This is a genomic window from Marinobacter sediminum, assembly GCF_023657445.1.
GTDB classification, from domain to species: Bacteria; Pseudomonadota; Gammaproteobacteria; order Pseudomonadales; family Oleiphilaceae; genus Marinobacter; species Marinobacter sediminum_A.
The window spans coordinates 3128108-3152767 of record NZ_JAGTWY010000001.1 but is presented as its reverse complement, the minus strand read 5'-3'; the positions used below and the strand labels follow the sequence as shown (position 1 = coordinate 3152767).

Below are 24660 nucleotides of genomic sequence, written 5' to 3'. Positions count from 1 at the left end.
CTTTTGATCTTGCCTCAGATTGAAAACCATCATCATAGTGGGAGAAGGGATCGTGATAGTTAATTCGGATAGCAGGGTCTGGTTTCGGCTTTTCGTCACTACCTGCCTGTTATCTCTGTCAGCCTGCAGCGATAGCAATAGCGGAGGAGCGGTAGAGGGAGGTATGGACTCCGATGATGCTCTCGTGCTGCCTTCATTGACCACACAGATAGAGCATTGGTCCAGGACCGGAGTATTCCTGGCGGCCGCTGATTGTGGCCAGTGCCACACAGCCAGTGCGCCCGGGGACAGTCCGGCAGTAATGCGTATGCCCGACCCCCTGGTGTCGGAGAACCAGCCGTCGCCCGATGGCGTGGACATCAGTCCATTCTATGACTGGAAAAGCAGTGTCATGGCGAATGCGTTCACGGATCCCTATTTCCGGGCGACCATGATGCATGAAACGGAAACCTTTCCCCATCTGGCGGGCTTGATCGAAGACACCTGCCTGACCTGTCACAGCCCCATGGCGAGAACCCATGCTCATCAAACTGGCGTGAGCCTTAAGCAGGACGACAGCTGCCCTCTGGAAGATGGCTGTTACCGTGCTGAACAGGCTCTGGAAGATCCCCATGCGCGGGAGGGTATAAGCTGCACCGCCTGTCATCAGATAACGGATTCGGTTCTGTCCGGAGACATAAACTCCGGCAATTATGACATTGTCGATGCGGGACACCCGGACGCGTTTACGATCTTCGGGCCATACCAGAACCCCGTTGGGCAGGCGATGCAAAACCGTGTTGGCTATACCCCGCAGTTTAGTCAGCACATGTCCGACTCCAGGCACTGCGCAAGTTGTCATGAGCTCTTTACGCCGACGATTGATATGGAGACGGATCAGCCCAACGGGGAAGTTTTCCCGGAACAGGCACCCTATACCGAATGGGTTAACAGTGATTTCGGGCCTGATGGGGGTGCGACGACGTCATGCCAGCAATGCCATATGGCACGCCCGGAAATCAGTGACAGCTATCTGACCCGGATTGCCGTTACCCCGAATGGTACGGTGAATTCCAGTTGGCCAGAGCGCCAGCCCTACTTTCCCCATGTGATGGTGGGTGGCAATACCTGGCTACTGGAGACTCTGGAACTGTTCCGGGAAGAGCTTGGTCGGGAAGCCATCAATGCAGAAGGGGAGTTTGCAAACACAGCAGAACTGACCCGGGATCTGCTGGAAACGGCTGCTGACCTTGTTCCGTCTGCCCAGAGTCTTTCAGCGAACGAACTTGCATTCGATCTGACCATTCAGAACAACACGGGCCACAAGCTGCCCACCAGTTTCCCTTCGCGTCGGGTCTGGTTGGCAACGCAAGTGACTGACAGCAATGGCACTGTGATCTTCAGTAGCGGCTTTCCCGATGAGCATTACCATCTGGCATCGGATACCCGATACACCAGCCCCGAGTGCCTGGCGGCGAAAAAGCCGGAAGGCTTTAATTCTTCAGGCTGTTACCAGGGCCATGTCACGCAGGTCAGCTCCCCTGACGATATACCGGTCTATGAGCTTGTGCTTGGTTCAACCACAGACGCGATCACCCACATACTGCTTTATGCGTCGGAGCCATTGAAAGATAACCGGATTCCGCCCCGTGGATTCGACAGTGTGGAGGCCCCGGAATGGGGCAGACCGGTGGGTGTTGATGGCGACCCGGATTTCAATCTGAATAACAGTGGCCAGGATACTATTGCTTATCGCCTGACTGTTCCGGATTCAGCGGTACCGCCACTGATGGTTGAAACCACGCTGTATTATCAGACCATCCGCCCGACCTTCATTGAGGGCCTGCATGGGGACCATTCTTGGATTGATGAGTTTCACGGCGTGGTGACGATGAATCCACCACCGGCTGAAGTCCTGGGGTCGGCAACCTTTCAGGTCCAGTAGGGCGGTCAGGAGTATCGAGCACGGCAGGGAGGTTCAAGGACGAACTTTCTGAGGGACAAAAAAAGGCGGGGCCGAAGCCCCGCACAGGAGAACGCACCTTCCGGCAGCCCACAGACCATGGGGACTGCCAGGGGCACGGGGATCAGAATTTGTAGCTGAAGCCGACCATGTAAACCATCGGGTCGATTTCGACTTCGAATTCATCCGTTGCGGCCAGGAAATTGCCGGAGCCATCATAGGCTTTGATTTGGGCATCAGTGTTAATGTCCGCCCACCAGATAGCCGCGTTCAGGCCGAAGTTCTCGCTCAGCATATAGTCCATGCCAAGCTCCAGGGCGACACCAACACTGTCGTCCAGTTCGAGCTCGCTGGATTCAACGCCAGGAAGGGCAGCGTTTAGGTTAGCGCTGGTCTTTTCCTCGAAGAAGGTTGTGTAGTTGACGCCCACACCCGCGTATGGCTGGAAGGCAGAGCTGCTGGCCATCGGGTAGTACTGGAGTGTCAGGGTCGGTGGCAGATGCTTGGTTTCACCGAGCTTGAGATCGCTCGGCAGATCGCCGCCACCTTTGATGTTATGTTTGAACGGTGTGGATCCCAGGACGCCGAGGCCCAGGTTAGATGTGAACATGTAGGTAGCGCGCAGACCGATTTGAGAGTTGGGCTCAACGGTGACTTGTGAGTCTACCCCTGGGCCAAGCAGCGGCGCGCCCCCAACGGTAATAGAGTCACTGGAAGAATCTGGCGCCACATGTGCAACACCTGCGCGCAGAATGAAATCACCACCCTCAAAAGCCTGAGCCGCAGGGGCGGCTGCCATCACAGCCGCAGCCAGAATACCAAGTTTAAATGTACGGGACATATCCATCTCCTTAACCTGAAAGTTTGATGACTTCAGGTTAATGATCGTGGAGATTGGAAACTTGATTTGGCGCAAGATTCCCGGGTCAGAGTGATTCGTTCGAGAGGGGGATTGATTCAGCTCAAAAAAACGAACCTCTGTAGGGGTTCCCCCGATTGTCAGGCGGTATTTTTTTTGCTCTGGGGCAGGGCTTCGTCCGGGACAAATACATCGCGGATGGTCAACGGGTTACCGTCGGCATCCTGGACTTCAACCGGGTTTATGGCACGCCCGGTAGCGAGGTCTCGGAGATCAAGCGTTGTTTCATCCGGAGAGGGATTCCACTTGTCACCCCACTGGCGCAGAGCAGTCACCACCGGGAAGAGGTCGCGGCCCTTTTCTGTGAGGCGATACTCGAACCGGGAACCATGTTCGCCTACGTCGACTTTTCGCAGGACTTCGTTGTCCACGAGTCGTGCCAGACGGTCGCACAGGATGTTCTTGGCGATTCCGAGTTGTTGCTGAAAATCGACAAACCGGCGCGTGCCGTACATGGCGTGCAGCACAATCAGAAGTGACCACCAGTCCCCCACTTCATTGAGGGCACGGGCGACGGAGCAATTGGAATCATCAAAACGTTTTCTGGCCATGTAGGGAGTGTACCGAATAGGGTTGCATGTTAAAACCAAATTGAATAGGGTTGCTTTACGAAACCAAATTGATGAGGTTGCTATGTTGAAATGTGCAATTTCATCGCCAGTCAGCTTTTCCGCTGAGGAGTGTTACCACATGACTATGAATCTTGGCCCCCTGTTCGAGCCGTTCGAGCTCCACAACCTCAAGTTGCGCAACCGTGTTGCCATGGCACCGATGACTCGTAATTTTTCGCCAGGCAATGTGCCGGGTGACGATGTCATCAGTTACTACCGTCGCCGTGCAGAAAACGGCGTGGGCCTGCTGATTACCGAGGGCACCACCGTGAACCATGCGGCTGCCAATGGCTACCCCAACGTGCCTGCGTTTCATGGTGACGAGGCGCTGGCTGGCTGGAAGCAAGTTGTGGATGCCGTACATGAGGCCGGCGGTGCCATTTTCCCGCAGTTGTGGCACGTAGGCGCTGTTCGCAAGGAAGGCATAGAGCCGGATCCTTCTGTTCCGGGATACAGCCCGTCCGGTCTGTTTGCACCCGGGAAACCGAATGGCAAGGCCATGAGCAAGGAAGATATTGATGATGTGATCACGGCATTCGCCGATGCCGCGCAGGATGCCAAGGCGCTGGGCTTCGACGGTGTCGAGATCCACGGCGCACACGGCTACCTGCTGGACCAGTTCCTGTGGGAAGGCACCAACCAGCGGGACGACGAGTACGGCGGCAGCATGGAAAACCGTCTGCGTTTCGTGGTTGAGATCGTTGAAGCCGTGCGTCAGCGCGTGGGGCCGGACTTCCCGATCATGCTGCGTTTCTCCCAGTGGAAGCAGCAGGACTACGAGGCCAAACTGGTGCATAGCCCGGAAGAACTGGAACGTTTCCTGAAGCCGCTGGTGGAAGCCGGTGTGGATATCTTCCACGCATCCACCCGCCGGTTCTGGGAGCCGGAATTTGAAGGCTCCAGCCTGAACCTGGCTGGCTGGACCCAGAAGCTGTCCGGCAAGCCCACCATGTCTGTGGGCAGTGTCGGACTGACCGAAGACTTCATCAGTGGCACCTTCGCCAGCAAGAAGGAAGCCGTGGAAAAAGCGGGCATCGATGAGCTGGTGGAGCGCATGAACAACCACGAGTTTGAGCTGATTGCCGTTGGCCGCGCCTTGCTGCAGGACCCTGAATGGCTGACGAAGGTGAAGGAAGGACGCCTTGAGGAGGTAGAATCCTTCGCCAAGAAGTCCCTCGCCAAGCTCTACTGAGTTGCTATACCCCTTCAGCCCCGGTTATCCGGGGCTTTTTTGTGCCTGCCCGGTGGTCACCTGTCTGATTGGTAATCGCGTTCACCGGCAGATCCACTATGATGTGGCGTATCGTTCACTGGATGGGAGTTAAGCATGTTCAATTCAGCCGTACTGAAAATAACTGCTCTGGTCGCGGTGCTGACCCTGGCCGGGTGTGCCACGGTGGGCCGGGATTTTGCGACCCACAACGTCGATGAAATCACCATCGGTGAAACTACCCGCTCCGATATACAGACGCTGTTTGGCGAACCCTGGCGCACTGGCGTCGAGGACGGCAAGCGTACCTGGACCTATGGCAAATACCGCTGGTCCGCGATTGGCGATGCGGAAACCACCGATCTGGTGGTTCGGTTCAATGACGACGGTACCGTCTCGTCCTACGTCTACAACACCACAGAGTAGTCGTCCTGATGTTGTCCTGCCGGTGTGGTGCCGGGAATACCCGGCACCACACCGGCTAATATTCAGGCACGCAATCCACTCACCAGTTTGTCGATGCTGTCCTTGGCGTCCCCGAACAGCATGCGGGCGTTATCCTTGAAGAATAGCGGGTTCTCCACACCTGAATAACCCGTCGCCATACCCCGTTTCAGGACCACCACCTGGTGAGCCTTCCAGACTTCCAGCACCGGCATGCCGGCGATCGGGCTGCCCGGGTCTTCGGCCGCTGCCGGGTTGACCGTGTCATTGGCACCAATCACCAGCACCACATCGGTATCCGGGAAATCGTCGTTGATCTCGTCCATCTCCAGCACGATGTCATAGGGCACGTGGGCTTCGGCGAGCAGTACGTTCATATGGCCGGGCAGGCGCCCCGCCACCGGGTGAATGCCAAAGCGGACATTCACGCCCCGTTCCCGAAGCAGTTTGGTCATGTCACTGACGCCACTCTGGGCCTGGGCTACAGCCATACCGTAACCGGGAACGATAATCACGGATTCAGCATTGCGAAGTTCTTCACAAACCTCATCAATACTGGTTTCGTGAACCGACTGATCCGAGTCGGCCACGGCAGAGCTGCTGCTGGTCTGGCCGAATCCGCCGAGGATTACACTGACGAAAGACCGGTTCATTGCCTTGCACATGATGTAGCTGAGGATGGCACCGCTACTTCCGACCAGGGCCCCGGTGACAATCAACAGGTCGTTACCGAGCATGAAGCCGATGGAGGCTGCGGCCCAGCCGGAGTAGCTGTTCAGCATGGAGACCACCACCGGCATGTCGGCACCGCCAATGGCCATAATCAGATGGATGCCGAGGACCGATGCGATCACGGTCATCAGCACCAGGGCAATCAGCCCCAGGGCCAGGCTGTCGGTGCCCAGAAACCAGGCACCCAGCAGCACCGAGACAATGATTGCGGCCAGGTTCATCATATGCCGGCCAGGCAGGGTCAGTGCCTTGCTGTCGATCCGTCCATCCAGTTTGCCGCAGGCCACCAGTGAGCCGGTGAAGGTGACGGCACCGATAAAGATACCGATAAAGACCTCCACGAGCTTGATGGTGTGCTCGGTGCCGGTGGTCTCGGTGAGCGGCTCAATGTACCCGGCAAAGCCCACCAATACCGCTGCCAGGCCGACAAAGCTGTGCAGCAGTGCGACCAGCTGGGGCATTTGCGTCATTTCGACCTTGTTGGCGATGGCGATGCCGACGCTGGCGCCAAGGAGGACCGCAATGACGATGGCAATGACACCGTCGCTACTGACACTTGCCAGGGTCGCGACCAGGGCGATGATGATGCCGGCGACCCCGTAAAGATTGCCGCGCCGTGCTGACTCCTGATGGCTTAGGCCACCGAGGCTGAGGATAAACAAAACACTGGCCACCACATAGGCCACACTGACGAGTCCCGTACTCATGGTGGGCGCCTCCTACTTGCGGAACATTTTGAGCATGCGATGGGTGACCCGGAAGCCGCCCCCTACGTTGATGCTGGCAATCAGCACCGCGACGAAAGCCATAATTCCGACCGCAACATTCTCTGCCTGGGCCAGATGCAGTATGGCGCCAATCACAATGATGCCGCTGATGGCGTTGGTCACGCTCATCAGGGGGGTGTGCAGGGAGGCAGTGACATTCCAGATGACTTGCCAGCCAATAAAGCAGGCCAGTACAAACACTGTGAAGTGGCTCAGGAAGCTTTCAGGCGCATGGGCGCCAACGCCATAGAGTGCGGCCACCGTGACAAGCAACAGCGCACCCTTGCCAATCAGGCTGCGACGTTCGGACTCCTTCCGCGCGGCCTCCTTCTGCTCGGCAGAGGGCTCTTCTGTACCCGGCGCCGGCTTGGGACTGACGGGCGCTTCCGGTTGTGGCGGTGGCCAGGTCACATCCTGGTCCAGCACCACAGTCAGGCCACGAATGACGTCATCCTCCATGTTCACCTTTGGCTGGCCGTCTTTTTCCGGCGTCAGCTCAGTCAGCAAATGGAACAGGTTGGTGGCGTACAGATCACTGGCGACCTTGGCCATTCGACTTGGCAGATCGGTATAGCCGATCAGGGTGACCTCGTGTTTCTGCACAATCTTGCCCGGCTCGGTCAGCTCGCAGTTGCCACCGCGCTCGGAGGCGAGATCGACAATCACGCTGCCAGGCTTCATGGATTTCACCATATCCGCCGTGATGAGCTTGGGTGCCGGTTTGCCCGGAATCAGGGCGGTGGTGATGATGATGTCCACCTCTTTGGCCTGCTCTGCAAACAGCGCCATTTCCGCCTTGATAAACTCGTCGCTCATCTGTTTGGCATAGCCACCGGTGCCGCTGCCTTCCTCTTCTCCGAAGTCCAGCTGAAGGAATTCGGCACCCATGCTTTCAATCTGTTCCTTCACCTCAAGCCGGGTGTCGAAGGCACGCACCACGGCACCGAGACTATTGGCAGCGCCGACAGCCGCGAGACCGGCCACACCGGCACCAATCACCATCACCTTGGCCGGCGGTACCTTGCCGGCCGCGGTAACCTGACCGGTAAAGAATCGCCCGAAATGATTGGCCGCCTCGATCACCGACCGGTAGCCGGCAATGTTGGCCATGGCACTGAGAGCGTCCATTTTCTGGGCGCGGCTGATCCGGGGCAGGCTGTCGATGGCAAAGGTAGTGATTTTCTTTGCAGACAGCTTTTCGAGCAGCTCGGGACTCTGGGCCGGCCAGATGTAGCTGACGAGAAAGGCGCCTTCCTTCATCAGGTCCACTTCGTGGGCGCCCAGCGAAGGGTTTTCCATCGGTGCGCGGACCTTCAGAATGAAATCCGCCTCACGCCAGAGCGAGCGGGTATCGACGGCGATGCTGACTCCTACCGCCTCGTAGGCTTCGTCGCGGTAGTGCGCGGCTTCGCCAGCCCCGGCTTCGATAATGACCTCGTAACCCAGGTCGATCAATTTGTGAGCGGATGGCGGGGTGACCGCTACCCGTCTCTCGTCAGTGAAAATCTCTTTCGGGATGCCCAGCTTCATAGTGCGCACGTCCTCCGGCTAAACCGATGAACCAAGTATCTGATATACAGACTAGTTCAACCTGAGGAAACTGCTCGTTTCTGAACTGCCGTTTGCCTGAAATGGTTCCAGTGGTTTGAACCAGGTGAGTCGGTTTAAGTTTGCTTTAAGGTGCAGGGCCCATACTGCACCCATCTTGAATCAGGTTTTACCGGGAAAACCTATGGCCCTGTCCTATAAACGCGCTTTCCATGCACAGGCTGTCGCGCATGGTGGAACCGCTCGGTTTCAACGGCCTGAGATCAAACCCTACTGGATGGTGTTGATCAGTGCCGTTGCCCTGACCGCCTTTTATAACTTTCCTTTCTATTCCGCCATTGAGCAATACGTTGGTTTTGAACAGCCGATGCTAATGGGCAAGCTTGTCTTGCTGTTGCTGCTGGTTAACCATTTGCTGATCAGCCTGTTTTCGGTTCGATTTGTCTTGAAACCGGTACTGGTGTTTCTGTTTTTCAGTGCTGCGCTCAGTGGTTATTTCATGAATGCCTACGGTGTGCTGATCGACAAGCACATGCTTCAGAACGTGCTGGAAACCGATGTAAACGAGGCCCGTGGCTTGCTCAGCACCGGATTACTGGTTCATGTAGTGCTCTTTTTTGTGGTGCCGGTTGTCCTGCTGAACCTGATCCGGGTGAAGTGGCCGGTCGGGTTTAAAAAGATCACCCACTGGCTGGCACCGGTGGCCATCAATGTGGTGCTGATTCTGGTGCTGGCGTTGACCAGCTATGAAGAGATGGCCTCAACGTTCCGCAATCATCGGGATATCAAAGATCTTGTGGTGCCGGTGAACAGTGTTGCTGCCATGGTGTCGTTGGCCAACAAGGCAGCGGCTGCGCAGTTTCCCCAGGAGTATCAGCAAGTGGGGCTGGATGCGACGGTTTCTCTACCGGTTGCGGATCGTTCCAAACCCAACCTGGTGGTTTTTGTCCTGGGCGAAACTGCGCGCGCAGACCATTTCGGGCTCAATGGCTATGAGCGGGATACCACGCCCGAGCTCAGCCAGCTCGCCCGGACATCCGGTGGCAACCTCATAAACTTCCCCCGGGTGTCGTCCTGCGGAACAGCAACTGCGTTGTCAGTGCCCTGCATGTTTTCCTGGCTCGGAAGGCCGGATTATGACGAAGCGGTGGCAAAAAACAGCGATAACTTTCTGGATGTGATGACCCGGGCGGGCATTGTCAGTACGTGGCTGGACAATAATTCCGGCTGTAAGGGCATGTGTGATCGCATTCCCACGATCCGCCCCGAGGATACTGAGCTGTGCCAGGGGGAATACTGTGATGATCTGGTTTTGTTGAAGGGAGCCCATGAACAGCTTGATGCAGCAGACAATAAAGATCATTTCATGGTGCTGCACCAGTTAGGCAGTCATGGCCCCGAGTACTTCAAGCGCAGTAAACCTGACCAGAAAAGGTTCCTGCCGGAGTGTGAAAGCAATGAACTGCAGACCTGTGACCAAGAGACCATTATCAACGCCTACGATGACAGCATTCTGGTGACGGACCAGTTGCTGGCTGAAACCGTGCGCATGCTGAAATCCATGCAATCGGACTATAACACCGCCCTTGTTTATGTTTCCGACCACGGCGAGTCACTGGGTGAGGGTGGCATCTACCTGCACGGAATCCCCTACATGCTGGCGCCAGAGGCCCAGACTCATGTACCCATGGTGATGTGGCTGTCAGACGGTTTCCGGATCGACAACCGGATTGATGCCGAATGCCTGAAACAGGTCGCCTCGCAACTGCTCAGCCACGATAACCTGTTTTCTTCAATGCTGGGTCTGATGAACGTAGAGAGCGAGGCGGTAAAGCCCTCGCTCAATATTTTCGAGAGTTGCAGAACTCACTGAATCCTTTGTCAGTCCTCCGGTCGTTGTTCTGCGGAGGATCAGGCCACCGCAGAGCCCCAACTGAAGGCCTAGCTCACCAGGGTTCCGCCGTCCACCGCCAGGCATTGCCCGGTGATGTGGCGCCCCGCCTCGGAGGCCATCAGCACCGCTGCGCCCTTCAGGTCTTCCTCGCCGCCAAAGCGGTTCAGCGGGATGCGCTCCAGCATGGTGTCACCCTGGGCATCCAGCAGGCCCTGGGACATCTTCGAGGGGAAGAAGCCGGGGCACAGGGCATTCACGTTGATGTTGTATCGGCCCCACTCCGCAGCCAGGGCACGGGTGAAGTTCACCATGGCACCCTTGCTGGTGTTGTAGGCGATGGTCTGCATGCCTTCGGGGTTGCCGGACAGGCCGGCAATGGAGGCGATGTTGATGACCTTGCCGGTCTTGCGGGGAATCATGCAGCGCTTGCCGACGGTCTGGGTCAGGAAGAAGCTGGCGTTGACGTTCAGGTTCATCACCTTCATCCAGCCTTCGGCCGGATAGTCTTCGGCTGGTGCGCCCCAAGTGGCGCCGGCGTTATTGACCAGAATGTCGATATCGCCCAACTGCTCCACAACCTGATCGACAACGCCGGGAATGCCCTCGAGATTGCCCAGGTCGGCGGCGATGGTGACTACCTTGATGTCCAGACCTTCCAGGTGCTGTTTAGCGGCATCCAGCTCATGCTGTTTGCGAGCACTGATGGCGATGCTTGCGCCCAGCTCGCCCAGAGCCTCGGCCATTTGTAGGCCCAATCCCCGGGAGCCGCCGGTAATAAAGGCGACCTTGCCGCTCAGATCCAGTAACTGTTTTACACTCATAATCGGTTCCTTGGTCGGTGCTGTCGGAATCAGGCACTGGCGGCCAGCAAGCCGTCGCTGACCTGGGCCAGGTGGTGCTCGGCATCACCGAACAGCAGGTTGATCAGGGTCAGGCGCTTGAACAGATGCGCGGCGAACATTTCGTCGGTGACGCCCATGCCACCATGCAGTTGCACGCCTTTCTGGCCAACATAGCGGGCAGCCTGGCCCACCAGGGTCTTGGCCATGGACACGGCTTCCCGGCGCTGTTCACGGTCCTCCGAGTCGGCTTCGGCCGCAGCAAGAATGGCCATGGACCTGGCCTGCTCGGTCTGGATAAACATATCCGCCATGCGATGCTGCAGCACCTGGAACTTGCCGATGGCGACGCCAAACTGCTTGCGGGTCTTGATGTAATCCAGGGTGGCGCTGTTCATGGCTTCCATGGCGCCCACGGCCTCCGCACACAGTGCGGCGATGCCCAGGTCCACGGCCTTTTCGATGGCCGGGAAGGCGCTGTCGGGCGTGCCGATCAGATTATCGGCACTGACGACGACATTGCGAAACTGAATGTCAGCCGTGCGATGCCCGTCATGAGTGGCGAAATCGTTGATCTGAACACCGTCGGTGGAGGCATCCACCAGGAACAGGGACAGTCCCTGTTCGTCACCCGCAGCGCCGCTGGTGCGGGCCGAGACAATCAGCTGCCGGGCCTGCCCGCCATGGAGAACCGCCGTCTTTTGGCCGCTGACCAGGTAGTTGTCGCCGTCCTTTTGCGCGGTGGCTTGCACGTAGCTCAGGTTGTAGCGGGCGCCCGGTTCACTGTGGGCAAGGGCCATCAGTCGTTCGCCACTGGCGATGGCGGGCAGGATGTCGGCTTTCTGGGCGTCGCTGCCATGGTCGCGGATCAGGCCACCGGCCAACACTACTGTCGCCAGATAGGGTTCAACCACCAGGCTGCGGCCGAAGTTCTCCATAACCACCATGGTGTCGACGGCGTTGCCGCCCAGACCGTCATAGTCTTCCGGGAAGGTGAACCCCAGCAGGCCCATCTCGGCCAGCGCGGCCCAGGTCGCCGGATCAGTACCTTTGCCCGAATCAATTACTTCCCCGCGTTTTTCAAAACCGTATTCGTTGGTCACGAAGCGGCGCAGGGAGTCGTTCAGCATTTGCTGTTCTTCGGTCAGTTCAAAATTCATAACGCCTCCTTACAGACCAAGCACGAGTTGGGCGATGATGTTGCGCTGGATCTCATTGGATCCGCCAAAGATAGAGAGCTTGCGCATATTGAAGTACTCGCCGGCTGCCGGCGTGGCCTCAATGGAACCGGTCCGGGGACCGTCATAGTCCAGCTCCAGGGCTTCCGGAATGTGGGCAATGGCATTGTGGCCGGCGGCTTCCATCAGCATTTCAAACAGCTGCTGGCCGATTTCGGTGCCGCGAATCTTGAGTATGGAGGCTTGCGGCCCGGGCCCGCGCTTGTCGGTCAGTACCCGCAGCACGGTCAGGTCCAGGGCACGTAGTTCCATGTCCAGTTGTGCCAGACGGTCACGGAAGCGGGTATTCTCAATCAGCGGGCGCTGGCCGTCCCGCTCTTCCCGGGCAACGTTTTTCAGCCGTTTCATCACAGCCTTCCACTGGCCTACATTGGCCAGCCCGGTGCGCTCATGGCCCAGCAGGAACTTGGCGTAGGTCCAACCCTGATTCTCTTCGCCGATGAGGTTCTCGGCTGGCACCTTCACGTTGTCGAAATAGACTTCGTTAATTTCGTGCTCGCCGTCCAGCATGATGATGGGGCGAACCTCGATACCGGGATCGTTCATGTCGATCAGCAGGAAGGATATGCCCTGTTGCTGCTTGCCTTCGTTGCTGGTGCGCACCAGGCAGAAAATCCAGTCGGCGTGCTGGCCGAGGGTGGTCCAGGTTTTCTGGCCATTGACGATGTAGTGGTTGCCTTCGCGCTTGGCGGCAGTTCGCAGGGAGGCAAGGTCAGAGCCGGAACCGGGCTCCGAATAGCCCTGGCACCACCAGTCTTCGCCGCTCAGGATGCCCGGCAAGAAGCGCTGTTTCTGCTCGTCGTTGCCGAAGGTCATGATGACCGGTGCCACCATGCGCAGGCCAAAATCGAGCTGGCGCGGCGCGCCGGCGAGGGCACATTCTTCCTCGAAGATCAGCTGTTCGACCGGGCTCCAGCCCGGACCACCAAATTCTTCCGGCCAGGTGGATGCGCCCCAGCCTTTGTCGAAGAGGATTTTCTGCCAGCGCTGGGTCATGGCCTTGTCCGGGCGCAGGCTTTTCTGGACCCGTTCGCGGATGTCGTCTGGCAGGTTATCTTGCAGGAACTGGCGCACCTCGCTGCGGAAGGCTTCCTGTTCCGGGGTGTAATTGAGATCCATGGACCACCTCTGTTGTATTCGTGAGGTAAAAAGGCTCCGGCGACAAGGGAGTCAATCGCCGGAGCTACAAGGAGAACTCGGTGCTGCCCGGTGGTTTAGGCCACTTCAAACAGGCCAGCAGCACCCATGCCGGTACCTACGCACATGGTGACCACGACATATTTAACGCCCCGGCGCTTACCCTCGATCAGGGCGTGGCCGACCAGCCGGGAACCGGTGGTGCCGTAAGGGTGGCCGACAGCGATGGCGCCGCCGTTGACGTTCAGGCGATCCATCGGGATGCCGAGTTTGCGCTGGCAGTAAAGCACTTGCACGGCAAAGGCTTCGTTCAGTTCCCACAGGCCGATGTCGTCGACGGTGAGGCCGGCGCGTTTGAGCAGTTTGGGCACCGCGAACACCGGGCCGATGCCCATTTCGTCCGGCTCACAGCCAGCGACTGCGAAACCACGGAAGATGCCCAGCGGTGTCGCGCCGCGTTGCTCGGCGACCTTGCTGTCCATCAGCACGCACGCGGAGGCGCCGTCGGAGAACTGGCTGGCGTTGCCGGCCGTGACGGCACCGCCTTCCATCGCGGAGCGGATCTTGCTCACGCCTTCCAGGTTCGTACCCGGACGAATACCTTCGTCCTGGCTGACGGTTACTTCCTGGCTGCTGAGCTGGCCGGTGGCTTTGTCAGCAACGCCCATGGTGGTGGTGATGGGCACGATTTCGTCGTCGAACTTGCCGTCTTCGCGGGCCTGGGTGGCCAGCTGCTGACTGCGAACGCCGTACTCGTCCATGTCTTCTTTCTTGATGTCGTAACGCTTGGCCACGGTCTCGGCGGTATCGAGCATGGACCAGTAGAGCTCCGGCTTATTCTTCGCCAGCCAGGGCTCCATGAAGTAGTTCTGGTTGACGTTGGCCTGAACGGTGGAAATGGATTCCACACCGCCGGCAACCATCACCGGCACCTTGTCCACGGCGATGTGCTGAGCGGCCATGGCGATCGCCTGCAGGCCGGAGGAGCAGAAACGGTTGATGGTCGCGCCACCAACGGTGACCGGCAGGCCGGCGCGAATTGCACCCATGCGGGCAACGTCATTGCCGGTGGACCCTTCTGGCAGGGCACAGCCCATCAGCACGTCTTCGATTTCGTTGGGGTCCACTTTCGATCGCTCGACCGCGTGCTGGATGGCGTGGCCCGCGAGAGTGGCGCCGTGGGTCATGTTCAGGCCGCCACGCCAGGATTTGGCCAGCGGCGTGCGGGCTGTGGATACGATGACTACATCATTGGACATAACAATTCTCCTCAGGTCGGAGCTGCTTTTCGAAGGCAGCCCCGGATCAATTCGTGGACCGGTTATTTGCTATCGAAACCCTTGCCTTCCTCGGCACATTTGGCCAACAGGGAGGCCGGCTCCCAGAAGCCTGGCTGGGTGTGCCGGTCTTCGGTAAAGGCCTGCATGGCACGAATGACGTTGGGCAGTCCGACTTCTTCGGCGTAATGCATGGGGCCACCGCGGAACACGGGGAAGCCGTAACCGGTCAGGTACACCATGTCGATGTCGGAGGCGCGCTGGGCGATGCCTTCGTCCAGAATCTGGGCGCCTTCGTTCACCAGGGCGTAGACGCAGCGCTCCACGATTTCCTGATTGCTGATCTTGCGCGGGGTAATGCCCAGTTCGGCGCGAACCTCGTCCACCACCTTGTCGACTTCCGGATCGGGCAGGGCGTTGCGGTTGCCTGGCTCGTAACGGTAGAAACCGGCACCGGTCTTCTGGCCATAGCGACCCATCTCACAAAGACGGTCGGCCACGACCATCTTCACCATGTCCGGGTTTTCCTCATACTGGCGTTTGCGGATGGCCCAGCCGATATCGCCACCGGCCAGGTCCGCCATGCGCAGTGGGCCCATGGCAAAGCCGAATTTCTCGATGGCCTTGTCAATCTGCTGCACGCTGGCACCTTCTTCCAGCATCAGCAACGCTTCGCGCTGGTATTGGTTGATCATGCGGTTGCCGATAAAGCCGTCGCACACTCCGGAGACTACGGCGGTCTTCTTGATGGCTTTGGCCAGTTTCATGGCGGTGGCCAGAACGTCTTTGGCGGTCTTCTCACCGCGCACCACTTCCAGCAGCTTCATGATGTTGGCCGGGCTGAAGAAGTGCAGGCCGATGACGTCTTCCGGACGCTTGGTGAAGCTGGCGATCTTGTCCAGATCCAGGGTTGAGGTATTGGAAGCGAGAATCGCGCCTTGCTTGCAGACCTCGTCCAGCTTCTCGAACACCGACTGCTTTACGCCCATTTCTTCGAACACGGCTTCGATCACCAGATCGACGTCGCTCAGGTCGTCATAGGTCAGTGACGGTGTCAGCAAAGCCATCTTGGCCTTGGCGTCGTCTTCGCTCATCCGGCCTTTCTTGACCCGGCCCTCGTAGACTTTCTGGATGGCGGCAACGCCACGGTCCAGGCCTTCCTGCTTCATTTCCACCAGCGTCACCGGGATGCCGGCGTTCAGGAAGTTGATGCTGATGCCGGTACCCATGGTGCCACCACCGATCACGCCGACGGATTTCACGTCACGAACCTGGGTGTCGGAGGGGACATCCGAGATCTTGCTGGTCAGACGCTCAGAGAAAAACGCGTGGCGCAGGGCGCGGGATTCCGGGGTCTGCATCAGGTGTACGAAGGCTTCGCGCTCGACTTCCATGCCCTTGTCGAACGGCATGGTCACAGCCGCTTTCACCGCTTCCACACACTTCAACGGCGCCGGGTAGTTTTTAGCCATGGCACCCACGGTGTTGCGGGTGAACATGAAAAAGCCTTCCGGGTTAGCGTGTTTGGCTTTCAGGTCACGCACACGCTTGAGCGGCAAATTTTCGCTGACCACCTTGGTGGCATAGGCAATGGCGACGTCGAACAGTTCGTTATCAACGATTTCGTCAAACAGCGCACTGCCCTTGAACTGTTTGGCCGGCACGGCGCTGCCAGACACAATCATGTTGAGTGCATGCTCGGCGCCTATCACCCGTGGCAGACGTTGGGTGCCGCCGGCACCGGGCAGAAGCCCAAGCTTCACTTCCGGCAGGGCAATCTGGGCGTCCGGTTTGGCGATCCGGTAATGGCAGCCCAAAGCCAGCTCCAGACCACCACCCATGCAGGCACCGCTGATGGCGGCGATGACCGGCTTGCGGCTGCTTTCCACGTAGTTGATCACGGTGGGCAGCATGGGTTCGGTCATGGCTTTGGCCGTGCCAAATTCGCTGATGTCAGCACCGCCCGAAAAAGCGCGGTCAGAGCCGATGAGCACAACGGCTTTCACCGCATCGTCGGATTCTGCCTGGCGTATGCCATTCACAATGCCCTGGCGTAATGCCAGGCCCAGGCCGTTAACCGGCGGGTTGTCCAGTCGAATGACGGCGATTTTGCCGTGTACATCGTAGTGGGCGGTACTCATTTGGCAGCTCCCTGATACTGACATCGTTGTGATCGAAGGTATATGAAGTGATGTCTTGATATCTCCATACACTGGTGTATTGTTTGTCCATACACTAATGTATGTTTTGGGCGTGGTCAACGGTTTCAAAGTTGTGGTTGCCGTTGATGTAGAATGCTTATGCAACGCCGACCAGACTTACCAGAGCAGGATCCAATTGCGGAATGAATGAAGCCCAGACCCCCAAACGCCGTGGCCGAAACGCGGTGGAGAAAACCCAACTCACCCGTGACGACTGGCTTGATGCGGCGGCAGGGGAAGTCGCCGCAGGCGGTTTCAGCCAGTTGCGGGTAATGACACTGGCCAAGAAGCTAGGGGTAACACGCGGCAGTTTCTACTGGCACTTCCGGGACCATGAGGATCTGGTGGTCAGTTTTCTCGACCGCTGGCGGGATCGGCGACTGCACGAACTGCAGTACTGGGAGCCGAAGGGCGGTGACGTGGAAACGGAGCTTCGGCAGATCCTGGAATTGCTTCTGACCGACGCCTCCCGAAACATTCGCCGCTTGCAGGTCGAACTTGCCGTCAGGGATTATGCCCGCCGCAACGACTATGCCGCGGAGTTGGTAACAGAGGTGGATGCGGCGCGTATTCGCCAGAACTGCACCCTGTTCGAGCGCCTGAGCCGGGACCCTCAGCGTATCGAGGATTTGTCACTTCTGTTGTATGTCTCGACCATTGGCTCCCAGGTGGTACTGACCGGTCGTAAAGGAGAAGAAGATACCATTCGCCGCATTGAGGATCTGATGGCGCGGATCGTCCTGGGGGAGGTGGCGGCGGAATGATCGAAACGTTTTTCAGTACCTTCACCAGTCGCACCGTGTGTTTTCTGTTTCTGGCATTGCCCAGAGGAATGCGATGGCCGCCGAAATCGTGTTGACGGGTATTGCCGGCTTCATCGCGACGACATAGAGTTAATCGGGATTTCATTGCTCACGGGGATGTATGTCTGCCGATACCATTGCACACAATCGCAAACGCTTTGACTTTTCCGGCGTGGATTCCATCTGGCTTTTTGGCTATGGCTCGTTGATTTACAAGGTGGATTTTCCTTTTCTGGAGAAACGTCCGGCAACGATCCATGGCTGGCAGCGCCGGTTCTGGCAGGGTTCCCATGACCACCGGGGAACACCGGAAGCCCCCGGGCGGGTCGTGACTCTCATCGAAAACCCGGATGCCCGCTGCAAAGGTATGGCTTATCGGGTGTCTCCCAAAGTGTTTGAGCACCTCGATGTGCGGGAGAAAAACGGCTATCTGCGCTTCACTACCAAAATGACCTTTGATGATGGCAGCCACGCCGAGGGGTTGGTTTACATAGCGACCGAGGATAATGAAGCGTTTCTTGGCCATGCGCCGGAGGCCGATATTGCCCGCCAGATTGCCGGTGCCAATGGCCCGAGTGGGCCCAATTCTGAATACCTGCTGCGTCTGGCAGAGTCTCTCCGCACGCTGGGTGATGCCTGCCCGCACACATTCGCCATCGAAACCCATCTGCGTTCTGCCACTGAAAGCGACACCTGACCCGCCCGAAACGTCAAGCCGGCGGCGGCTTCCGTAAAGTTCGTGCAAAGCTGGCGTTGAGTGGCTGACTTTTTCTCTTGGTTCGATAGTCTGAAATCAGGCCGCGTTCAGGGTGTTCCTGCGCGCCTACTCAGTCTCTGGAAGGACAGGAGAACCACCATGAAACGATTGCTGATTGGAAGCTGCATCGCGGCTCTGCTGGTGAGTGCCTCGACAGTCATGGCAGATGACCACAGGGGGTTTGGCCATCCGCCGGGCATCCAGAAACAGCTGGACCGGGGTAAGGCGATGCCGCCCGGCCACCAGAAGAAGGGAATTCTGCAAGCCCACTATCGGCGCGATCACCATGACCGTGATCGCCGGTATAAGCACAAACACAAGCGTAAGCACCACAAGCGGGAGCGCGACCATTACAGTCGTTACGACCGTAATCATCATCACCGGGACAAGCACCGGCACTCATATCGGCACCGTGATCACAGGGACCGGTACCACCGGCATTCCCATCATCGTGAATACCGGATGAATATCGGGTTCGATGATCACGTGCCGCCGGAGTACCGTATGGCACGGATCATTCACAATACTCGTGAGCTAATCGAGCATTCCCGCCGTTAAAGCCCCTGGCCGGCTCTTTGCGACGGTGCTGCAGTCCGATCAGGATCAGCGGCACCACAATCATCAGGCTGCCGGCCAGGAACCACAGATCCGGAACTTCACCAAAGCCGACCCAGCCAATACCCACAGCCCAGATCAGGCCAGTATATTCGGCACTGGTCACCTGGTTGGCATCAACCTGCTGGTAGGCCAACAAAACGGTGATGTTGTAACCCAATATGAACAGGGATGATCCCAGGGCGCTGATCAGTATCCCGGAATCCCAGGCGGCGCCTTCCCACCAGGCAAGGGCGCCGGCTGCAGGCAGGATCAGCAGGTAGTTCAGGAACAGCTTGTGCACCGTGGACTGCGCTTTCGGCAGCCGGCGAACCATGACTGCATTGATCGCCAGGGCAAACGCGGAGCCCAGCGCCGCGACAGCGGCCCAGTTGAATTCCATTGGCCGCAGGATAACCACAATGCCGGCGAATCCGCTGAAAACCGCAATCACACTCAGCGGAGTCAGGCGTTCCCTGAACAGAATGACGGATAAAACCATGACGAGGATGGGGGCGGCATAGAACACTGCGTTGGCGGTGGCCAGAGGCAGATTGCCCAGGGCGATGACCATGCACAGGATGCCGGCGAGATGAATATGTGCCCGGAAGGCGTGAATCCTGAAGCCCGCAAACAGGCGCTTACGGTCCAGTTGACCGGCCAGGGGTATCAGGAAAGCGAGTGTGATCAGACAGCGCAGGAACGCAAACTGGAAGACCGGCGCGCCGGGTTCCAGCAGTTTGATAAAGACATCCGAGAGCAACGCCATGGCGTTGCCGATCACCAGCAGAAGAATCGCACTGTTGACGGTTTTGCCTGACATCTTCCTTCACCTCGCTGTCTTGTATGCATGCTTTACTGAAAAAGCTGGCAGGCGATTCGCCTACCAGCTCCCCGACTCTGTGTCAGTCCAAGGCTGGGGTGAGATTCTGGGTGTTGAGGAATCAGGAGGTTAGAGAGGGGTCGCCATCATGGCGATTAGAGATGTCAGACTTAACGTGAGATTTGTTGTCGCTTTCCCACGGAATCATGAGATTTTTCTGGAAAAGGTCAACTAAAACATTGACCTATATTCAATGGCAGTAATTAATAGCATTGAAATTAGGGAAGGTAAAGTGAATTCGCTTTAGCAACGAATTTGGAATCTGGCGGGTGTGTTCAATAAGCGGGAAGTGATTGAGGCAGAGCGGCAGCGTAAAAAGGTTTTGATCGGATTGTGAATTAAATGGCGATTTCAGTCATACCTCTCAAAAGGCAGACTTAGCGGAAAAGCTGAATCCGCGAATCAAAGTAGTCTTTCCGAACGCATGACATATTCGCAGAACGATTGATTGTCTACCCTGGGTTCAAACCGATGTTCTCCTACCCATTCGAGTAAATTAGCAGCTACAAGCTTGCGAATGTGCTGCCGACTGCAATTTAGCGCTTTGGTGGCACGCTTCATTGACAATCCTTGAGCGTCGGTACGAATGAGCTGATCAGTCAGCCACTTTTTGAGTATTTTGGGATGGAGAAATAGACTTTTTACTCCGCGGGTATCTGAGAAACCACCATCGACCCGATTCAGTATTACGTCATTCGCGAGTTGCCCAAACGTTACCGGGAATCTTGAGAAAATTGTGTTGTCAGGAAATATTTCTATCGACTCGTTTGGGCGTGGTCGCTTTTGGATGATTTCCCCGAAATCACGCAGGTCGAATCTGCGACTTGTTGAATACTTGACGTTTTTGTGAGATTTCAGCACATCCCATCTGAAATAGTCTTGGGCAGATTCTTCGCTCAACCCCAGTATTTTTGCGAAGGAAATCACATTTGTCTGAAATCGATAGTTCGACTGTTCGTCCGACTCCAGTGCTTTGTCACGCCTAGATTGAGATATGTAAGCAGTGGTTTCTGAAAAAGCGTTTTCGGCGAAAGGTAACTCCTTGGTTGGCAGGGCTTGCTCGCTGGGACCCCACCACTCTTTGACTAAGAGAGAGCGGAAATTGTTGCAGGGGGCTTCAACAAAATCCTGACCCAAGAAATTCAGCTGGCCTCTCTTCTCTTGGCACTGTTTGCGCCAGGCTGCATTTATTGATGGGCTTTCAAGCAGCGAATAGGCGCGGGCAACGTACCTGGAGTGTTCCATTATCTTTGGACAGTTTCTTACAGACTCGCAGACTAAGTCGAAAGGACGCATCGCAACCACTATCGCGAGACAGATGTCCTGCAATAGTGATTCGTCCACGTCGCTGGATGCAGTCGCCATGTCATCCCAAAGCTGACGCTCTGTTGTAGAGATCTCAGACGGTTGGCAGGAATCGAGTTCGTTCCAGCTTTTTCCGCAGTGCGGACAGCCGATGAGCAGACTGCTTGTCCACTTAAGTTCTTTATCACATTTCGGACAGTGCGACGTCAGTAGACACTCATGCTCCGGGCAGTGTGCCGTTACCGCGAGACCCCATCTCCAATCCAAGATGCCTTGCTCGGAAACGCAGGCCGTACAAATTCTGGGGAAGCCGAGCCGCAGGTCGAAAATCATGCGCCATTTTGAATAAAGCCACCTTAAGTGCGCTCTTTCCTTGAATCGTATCCGGTGTTTAGTCAGAGGCTTTTCGAGTTTCCGTTCCAACGCACTGAATATATGCTTCGAAGGCATTTCAAGCCAGCCAAAATAACCAGGCGCGGGCGTCGGCTCGCAGTCTAAATATTTGACGATCTCAGAATGCTTAAACACACAGTTCAGCTTTCCGATGCGTAAAAGGAAGCCATTGAACGACTCATTTTCAATGGGCTCTGGTCGGACGGCAAACCTTTTCATCGTTGAATATCCCAGTTCTTTTTGTTCTCGATAGCCGCCTTCCTCGTCGCCTTCTCAGCCCGTTCTCTGACCCGATCAAAAGGCGCATTTAACGGGTTGAAGTTCCCTAGATCCGGGTTCATTGACGTTTTGGAGAGCGCCCGGGCGAGGTCATTCCTCGTGATTGTTTCGCCTGGTTCTGCGTCCATCAGAGCCATTACGATGAGGCTTGCGATTAATCGAGGAATTCCCTTAGTTGCAACGTATAGGCGGACTATCATTTCTTTGCTCGCCATTGGGACGATCTTCACGCTCTCGCGCTCGAGACGGTTTTTACACGCTCTGAGGTAGGAACCGAAAACGTTGAGATCGGCGTCTGTATCGACTTGGAACGGTGTTAAGCGCGTTTGATGCTGAGCAAACCGCTGATACAACTCCTCGTAATGCGCTATCGATCTGTAGCCGGCAGGCGTGCCCGCCATCACTACGGCGAGCTTGTGCTGATCCATCATGAGTTTGATGTGGTTGACGACGCCGCGGGTATTTGACTTTGCCTGCTCGCGCAAGAAGTGCTGAAACTCGTCTAAGATGAGTAGCTCAACCCCTCGCTCCCGAATAAATTCGTCGAGCTTTTGCTTCAGCTCGTCAACCGTGCCCTTGGTAGATGCCTCGAAACTCGACGCCAAAAGAATAGCGTGAATCATTGACTTGAGCGTAGGCTCCGCAGGTACGGAGACATGAATGACAGGCTCTTTCGAGCGCTCTGGACTCTCTAGGTCCATGCGCCCCTCCAGATACTTCCTGGAGTAGGACTCAAGGATTGAAGATTTGCCAAGGCCTGGAATGCCCATCAGTAGCATGCCCGTCCCCTCGACGCCGGACATTTGATGAGTCCGACGAATATTGTCTAATGCTTCTTGGAAGCGTCCATGTCGCGTTCGCCATTCTTTAAAAGCAACTACGGCAGGATTGAGGTCAGGCAGACTTTGTTCGTCATGATCAATCATCTTCGTACTCTCCATCCTGGCCGTACTCTTCAGAGCGGGTTTCAAGGGACTCGTAGGGCATCGAGTTACCGCCCACAGGAGGGTTAGACAGTGACCTGTCTTCCTCTAAGGATTCGTTGATCAGCTTCTCAACATCATTTACCGGGGCTGGCCGTGTTCGCCGGGAGCTGACTCTACGCATATTGGCATCATGTCCTTCGTTGGCATTAATGATGGCTCGGCTTGATCTTGCCTTTCGTGGGCCCGTATAGCCCTTGTCGGCATAGTGGCTTGCACGTCGAGCCTTCCATTCAGCGTGAGTTGTGCCAGGCTCAATGTCCTGGTCAGTGACGAACGCTGAGAAGACTTCGTCGCTTAAAGGATCGATGACGTTAATGCGTGAAATGTCATTATGCGTGTACTCCACTTGTACCTCGGCGGGCTCATTCATGCTCCTGAGAACCATGCCGATTCTCTTCAATCTGTTCTCGGGATCGTTGTACCGAAGGTTGTTCAGTTGGATCCCTTGGTGGCCGTGTGGACCCGAGATAGTGCAGATCCTGGTTTCACCCATGGTGTGTTTGAGCCGCTCAAAATTGACCGGCAGGTGCGGTGGAAATACTCGAGCCTGCTCTACCCAAACCTCATAGGGCGTTCGATTCGATAGGCCGCGGTGCGGCGTTTGGTGATACTCGTCAACCACCCACTCGTAGAGTGCGGTGCGGAATTCCTGCAACGTCATAGATGCCTTCTCTTTGATCGTTGCATCCAGATTTGGTCGGTCCGTATGCTTCCCGCAGTACCCATGAAGAGTCTGAGCAAAGCGAGTGCGCAGCGTATTGAAAAACCGTTCGATAAACGGTTTTTGCCAACCGGCGTAGGTTTGAACGATTTGGGATTGGCTCCCGGCGTCTAGGAGAAACGCGTGGGTTTTCATGCTGACATAGCCAGGGCCGCCATCGCTTACGAAAACCTCAGGGACGCCGTACATCGGCCAGTCATTTTCCAGTCCAGCTGGCAGTAAATCGGGGCCTTTGGGGCCGATTGAGTGCTTGTAGCTGTCAATGACTGGGCCAGCAGACTCACCTCGTCCCACCTGAACGACCAGGCCAAGTATCGCGCGGGAATACACGTCGATGACTCCGAAGATGGTCACCGGGCCCAGGTATCGACCGTTTTCATCAGTCACTCCAATTGAGAGATTGACTGCATCGGCTTCCACTCGCTCCAGAATCCGATCAGTTTTGAGTTTTTTGGTTGCGTTACGAGCGGCCGCTTTCGCAGCGCGCCGGCCCTGCCGCCTTTCGATAGCCTCAATCGGAGCCACACATTCTCTCGTCCACTTTCGAAACGTCTCCCGGCAGGGCCTTTCAGCGTCTTTTCCAAACCTGAGCTCAAAGGATTCAACGAAGCAGTCGTAAGCGTACTGGACTGTCGGATTCCCAAGCTGGAGGTAATAATCGTCGATGATTTCGAGGGCGAAATCTTGGACATCCTGTGAAAACGAGGATTGGCGATGGCGTGTCTGTTTGCCCAGCATGGATGCGACTCCGTGTGAGTGTGTCTTTGATTTCTTTGCCCAACGGGCAAGGGTTGAGTGGGATATCGGTTTGGTATCCCCGATTTCTCGAGCGACTCGTGCAATGACCTGTTTTCGGATGGCGATTCCGCCAATGCCTCCTTTTTTGGTAAGCCGGTTCAATTCGTCGATGTAGGCTGAGCGTCTTTCGAGCTCTTTAAGATCCCCTATTGAAAGATCCGGGGCTTTTGGAGCAGCGACCTTGTCTTTTGGAACGAGATGAAGAGTTGTCCCAAAAGCTGCCTCGATTTCGGTGCTGGGTTTAATGACTGGCTGATACCTTGAATCATCAAACGTGAGCACACAGTTCGAGTCTGGAAGCATCGTTATCGTTGCTGCTAGACCTTCAAATAAGACGCGGTTGCCGGTCACTGCGATGGAATTCAACATTGCTTTCTTGCTC

Annotated in this window: 20 protein-coding genes; 7 read left to right on the top strand and 13 right to left on the bottom strand. The window is 56.7% G+C overall.

Features of this window, described 5'->3' with window-relative positions:
* Positions 1 to 163: 163 nt before the first annotated feature.
* On the top strand, positions 164 to 1924 hold the full coding sequence (locus KFJ24_RS14870; RefSeq protein WP_250831868.1) for a hypothetical protein: 1761 nt from the start codon (positions 164 to 166) through the stop codon (positions 1922 to 1924).
* Between the two features lie 142 nt (positions 1925 to 2066).
* Here KFJ24_RS14870 and KFJ24_RS14865 read toward each other — a convergent pair whose 3' ends face one another.
* Together KFJ24_RS14865 and KFJ24_RS14860 are read right to left on the bottom strand one after the other, a co-directional pair.
* Positions 2067 to 2783, bottom strand: a complete 717-nt coding sequence (locus tag KFJ24_RS14865; RefSeq protein WP_250831867.1) for an OmpW/AlkL family protein — start codon at positions 2781 to 2783, stop codon at positions 2067 to 2069.
* 158 nt (positions 2784 to 2941) lie between these two features.
* Entirely contained in the window at positions 2942 to 3412 is a 471-nt protein-coding gene (locus KFJ24_RS14860) for a winged helix-turn-helix transcriptional regulator (protein ID WP_250831866.1), read from the bottom strand.
* A 139-nt stretch (positions 3413 to 3551) separates the two neighbouring features.
* On the opposite strand from KFJ24_RS14860, the gene KFJ24_RS14855 reads away from it, so the two are divergent.
* Positions 3552 to 4664: an NADH:flavin oxidoreductase gene (locus KFJ24_RS14855; RefSeq protein WP_250831865.1), complete on the top strand. Its 1113-nt coding sequence runs from the start codon at positions 3552 to 3554 to the stop codon at positions 4662 to 4664.
* Between the two features lie 135 nt (positions 4665 to 4799).
* On the top strand, positions 4800 to 5108 hold the full coding sequence (bamE, locus tag KFJ24_RS14850) for an outer membrane protein assembly factor BamE domain-containing protein (RefSeq protein WP_250831864.1): 309 nt from the start codon (positions 4800 to 4802) through the stop codon (positions 5106 to 5108).
* A 62-nt stretch (positions 5109 to 5170) separates the two neighbouring features.
* Here the strand turns inward: bamE and pntB are convergent, their stop codons facing one another.
* Together pntB and KFJ24_RS14840 are read right to left on the bottom strand one after the other, a co-directional pair.
* Positions 5171 to 6565 (bottom strand): Re/Si-specific NAD(P)(+) transhydrogenase subunit beta, encoded by a 1395-nt coding sequence (gene pntB, locus KFJ24_RS14845; RefSeq protein ID WP_250831863.1) that lies wholly within the window; start codon positions 6563 to 6565, stop codon positions 5171 to 5173.
* Positions 6566 to 6577: 12 nt separating this feature from the next.
* The gene (locus KFJ24_RS14840) at positions 6578 to 8155 is read right to left on the bottom strand and encodes a Re/Si-specific NAD(P)(+) transhydrogenase subunit alpha (RefSeq protein ID WP_250831862.1); all 1578 of its coding nucleotides are present in this window, start codon (positions 8153 to 8155) and stop codon (positions 6578 to 6580) included.
* A 202-nt stretch (positions 8156 to 8357) separates the two neighbouring features.
* Between KFJ24_RS14840 and KFJ24_RS14835 the strand changes: the two genes are divergently transcribed.
* A complete protein-coding gene (locus KFJ24_RS14835) occupies positions 8358 to 10046 on the top strand; it encodes a phosphoethanolamine transferase (RefSeq protein ID WP_250831861.1) in 1689 nt (562 codons plus the stop codon).
* A 68-nt stretch (positions 10047 to 10114) separates the two neighbouring features.
* Here the strand turns inward: KFJ24_RS14835 and KFJ24_RS14830 are convergent, their stop codons facing one another.
* The 5 genes from KFJ24_RS14830 to KFJ24_RS14810 form a co-directional block, all read right to left on the bottom strand.
* Positions 10115 to 10888 (bottom strand): SDR family oxidoreductase, encoded by a 774-nt coding sequence (locus KFJ24_RS14830; protein ID WP_250831860.1) that lies wholly within the window; start codon positions 10886 to 10888, stop codon positions 10115 to 10117.
* A 29-nt stretch (positions 10889 to 10917) separates the two neighbouring features.
* Complete coding sequence (locus KFJ24_RS14825; RefSeq protein ID WP_250831859.1) at positions 10918 to 12066, bottom strand: acyl-CoA dehydrogenase family protein; 1149 nt, start codon at positions 12064 to 12066, stop codon at positions 10918 to 10920.
* 9 nt (positions 12067 to 12075) lie between these two features.
* Entirely contained in the window at positions 12076 to 13263 is a 1188-nt protein-coding gene (locus KFJ24_RS14820; protein WP_250831858.1) for an acyl-CoA dehydrogenase family protein, read from the bottom strand.
* Between the two features lie 95 nt (positions 13264 to 13358).
* A complete protein-coding gene (locus KFJ24_RS14815; RefSeq protein ID WP_250831857.1) occupies positions 13359 to 14540 on the bottom strand; it encodes an acetyl-CoA C-acyltransferase in 1182 nt (393 codons plus the stop codon).
* 62 nt (positions 14541 to 14602) lie between these two features.
* A complete protein-coding gene (locus KFJ24_RS14810) occupies positions 14603 to 16699 on the bottom strand; it encodes a 3-hydroxyacyl-CoA dehydrogenase NAD-binding domain-containing protein (RefSeq protein WP_250831856.1) in 2097 nt (698 codons plus the stop codon).
* 203 nt (positions 16700 to 16902) lie between these two features.
* Between KFJ24_RS14810 and KFJ24_RS14805 the strand changes: the two genes are divergently transcribed.
* The 3 genes from KFJ24_RS14805 (at position 16903) to KFJ24_RS14795 (ending at position 18877) form a co-directional block, all read left to right on the top strand.
* Positions 16903 to 17523, top strand: coding sequence for a TetR/AcrR family transcriptional regulator (locus KFJ24_RS14805; RefSeq protein WP_250831855.1), 621 nt, complete (start codon positions 16903 to 16905; stop codon positions 17521 to 17523).
* A 160-nt stretch (positions 17524 to 17683) separates the two neighbouring features.
* Positions 17684 to 18259, top strand: coding sequence for a gamma-glutamylcyclotransferase (locus KFJ24_RS14800; protein ID WP_250831854.1), 576 nt, complete (start codon positions 17684 to 17686; stop codon positions 18257 to 18259).
* 159 nt (positions 18260 to 18418) lie between these two features.
* Positions 18419 to 18877 (top strand): hypothetical protein, encoded by a 459-nt coding sequence (locus tag KFJ24_RS14795; protein WP_250831853.1) that lies wholly within the window; start codon positions 18419 to 18421, stop codon positions 18875 to 18877.
* Here the strand turns inward: KFJ24_RS14795 and KFJ24_RS14790 are convergent.
* The 4 genes from KFJ24_RS14790 to KFJ24_RS14775 form a co-directional block, all read right to left on the bottom strand.
* Positions 18834 to 19736 (bottom strand): DMT family transporter, encoded by a 903-nt coding sequence (locus tag KFJ24_RS14790; protein WP_250831852.1) that lies wholly within the window; start codon positions 19734 to 19736, stop codon positions 18834 to 18836. The genes KFJ24_RS14795 and KFJ24_RS14790 overlap by 44 nt on opposite strands.
* A 462-nt stretch (positions 19737 to 20198) precedes the next feature.
* Complete coding sequence (locus KFJ24_RS14785; protein WP_250831851.1) at positions 20199 to 21713, bottom strand: TniQ family protein; 1515 nt, start codon at positions 21711 to 21713, stop codon at positions 20199 to 20201.
* Positions 21710 to 22699: a TniB family NTP-binding protein gene (locus KFJ24_RS14780; protein ID WP_250831850.1), complete on the bottom strand. Its 990-nt coding sequence runs from the start codon at positions 22697 to 22699 to the stop codon at positions 21710 to 21712. The genes KFJ24_RS14785 and KFJ24_RS14780 overlap by 4 nt, the downstream gene beginning before the upstream one ends.
* Positions 22692 to 24647: a hypothetical protein gene (locus KFJ24_RS14775; RefSeq protein WP_250831849.1), complete on the bottom strand. Its 1956-nt coding sequence runs from the start codon at positions 24645 to 24647 to the stop codon at positions 22692 to 22694. The genes KFJ24_RS14780 and KFJ24_RS14775 overlap by 8 nt, the downstream gene beginning before the upstream one ends.
* Positions 24648 to 24660: the final 13 nt, after the last annotated feature.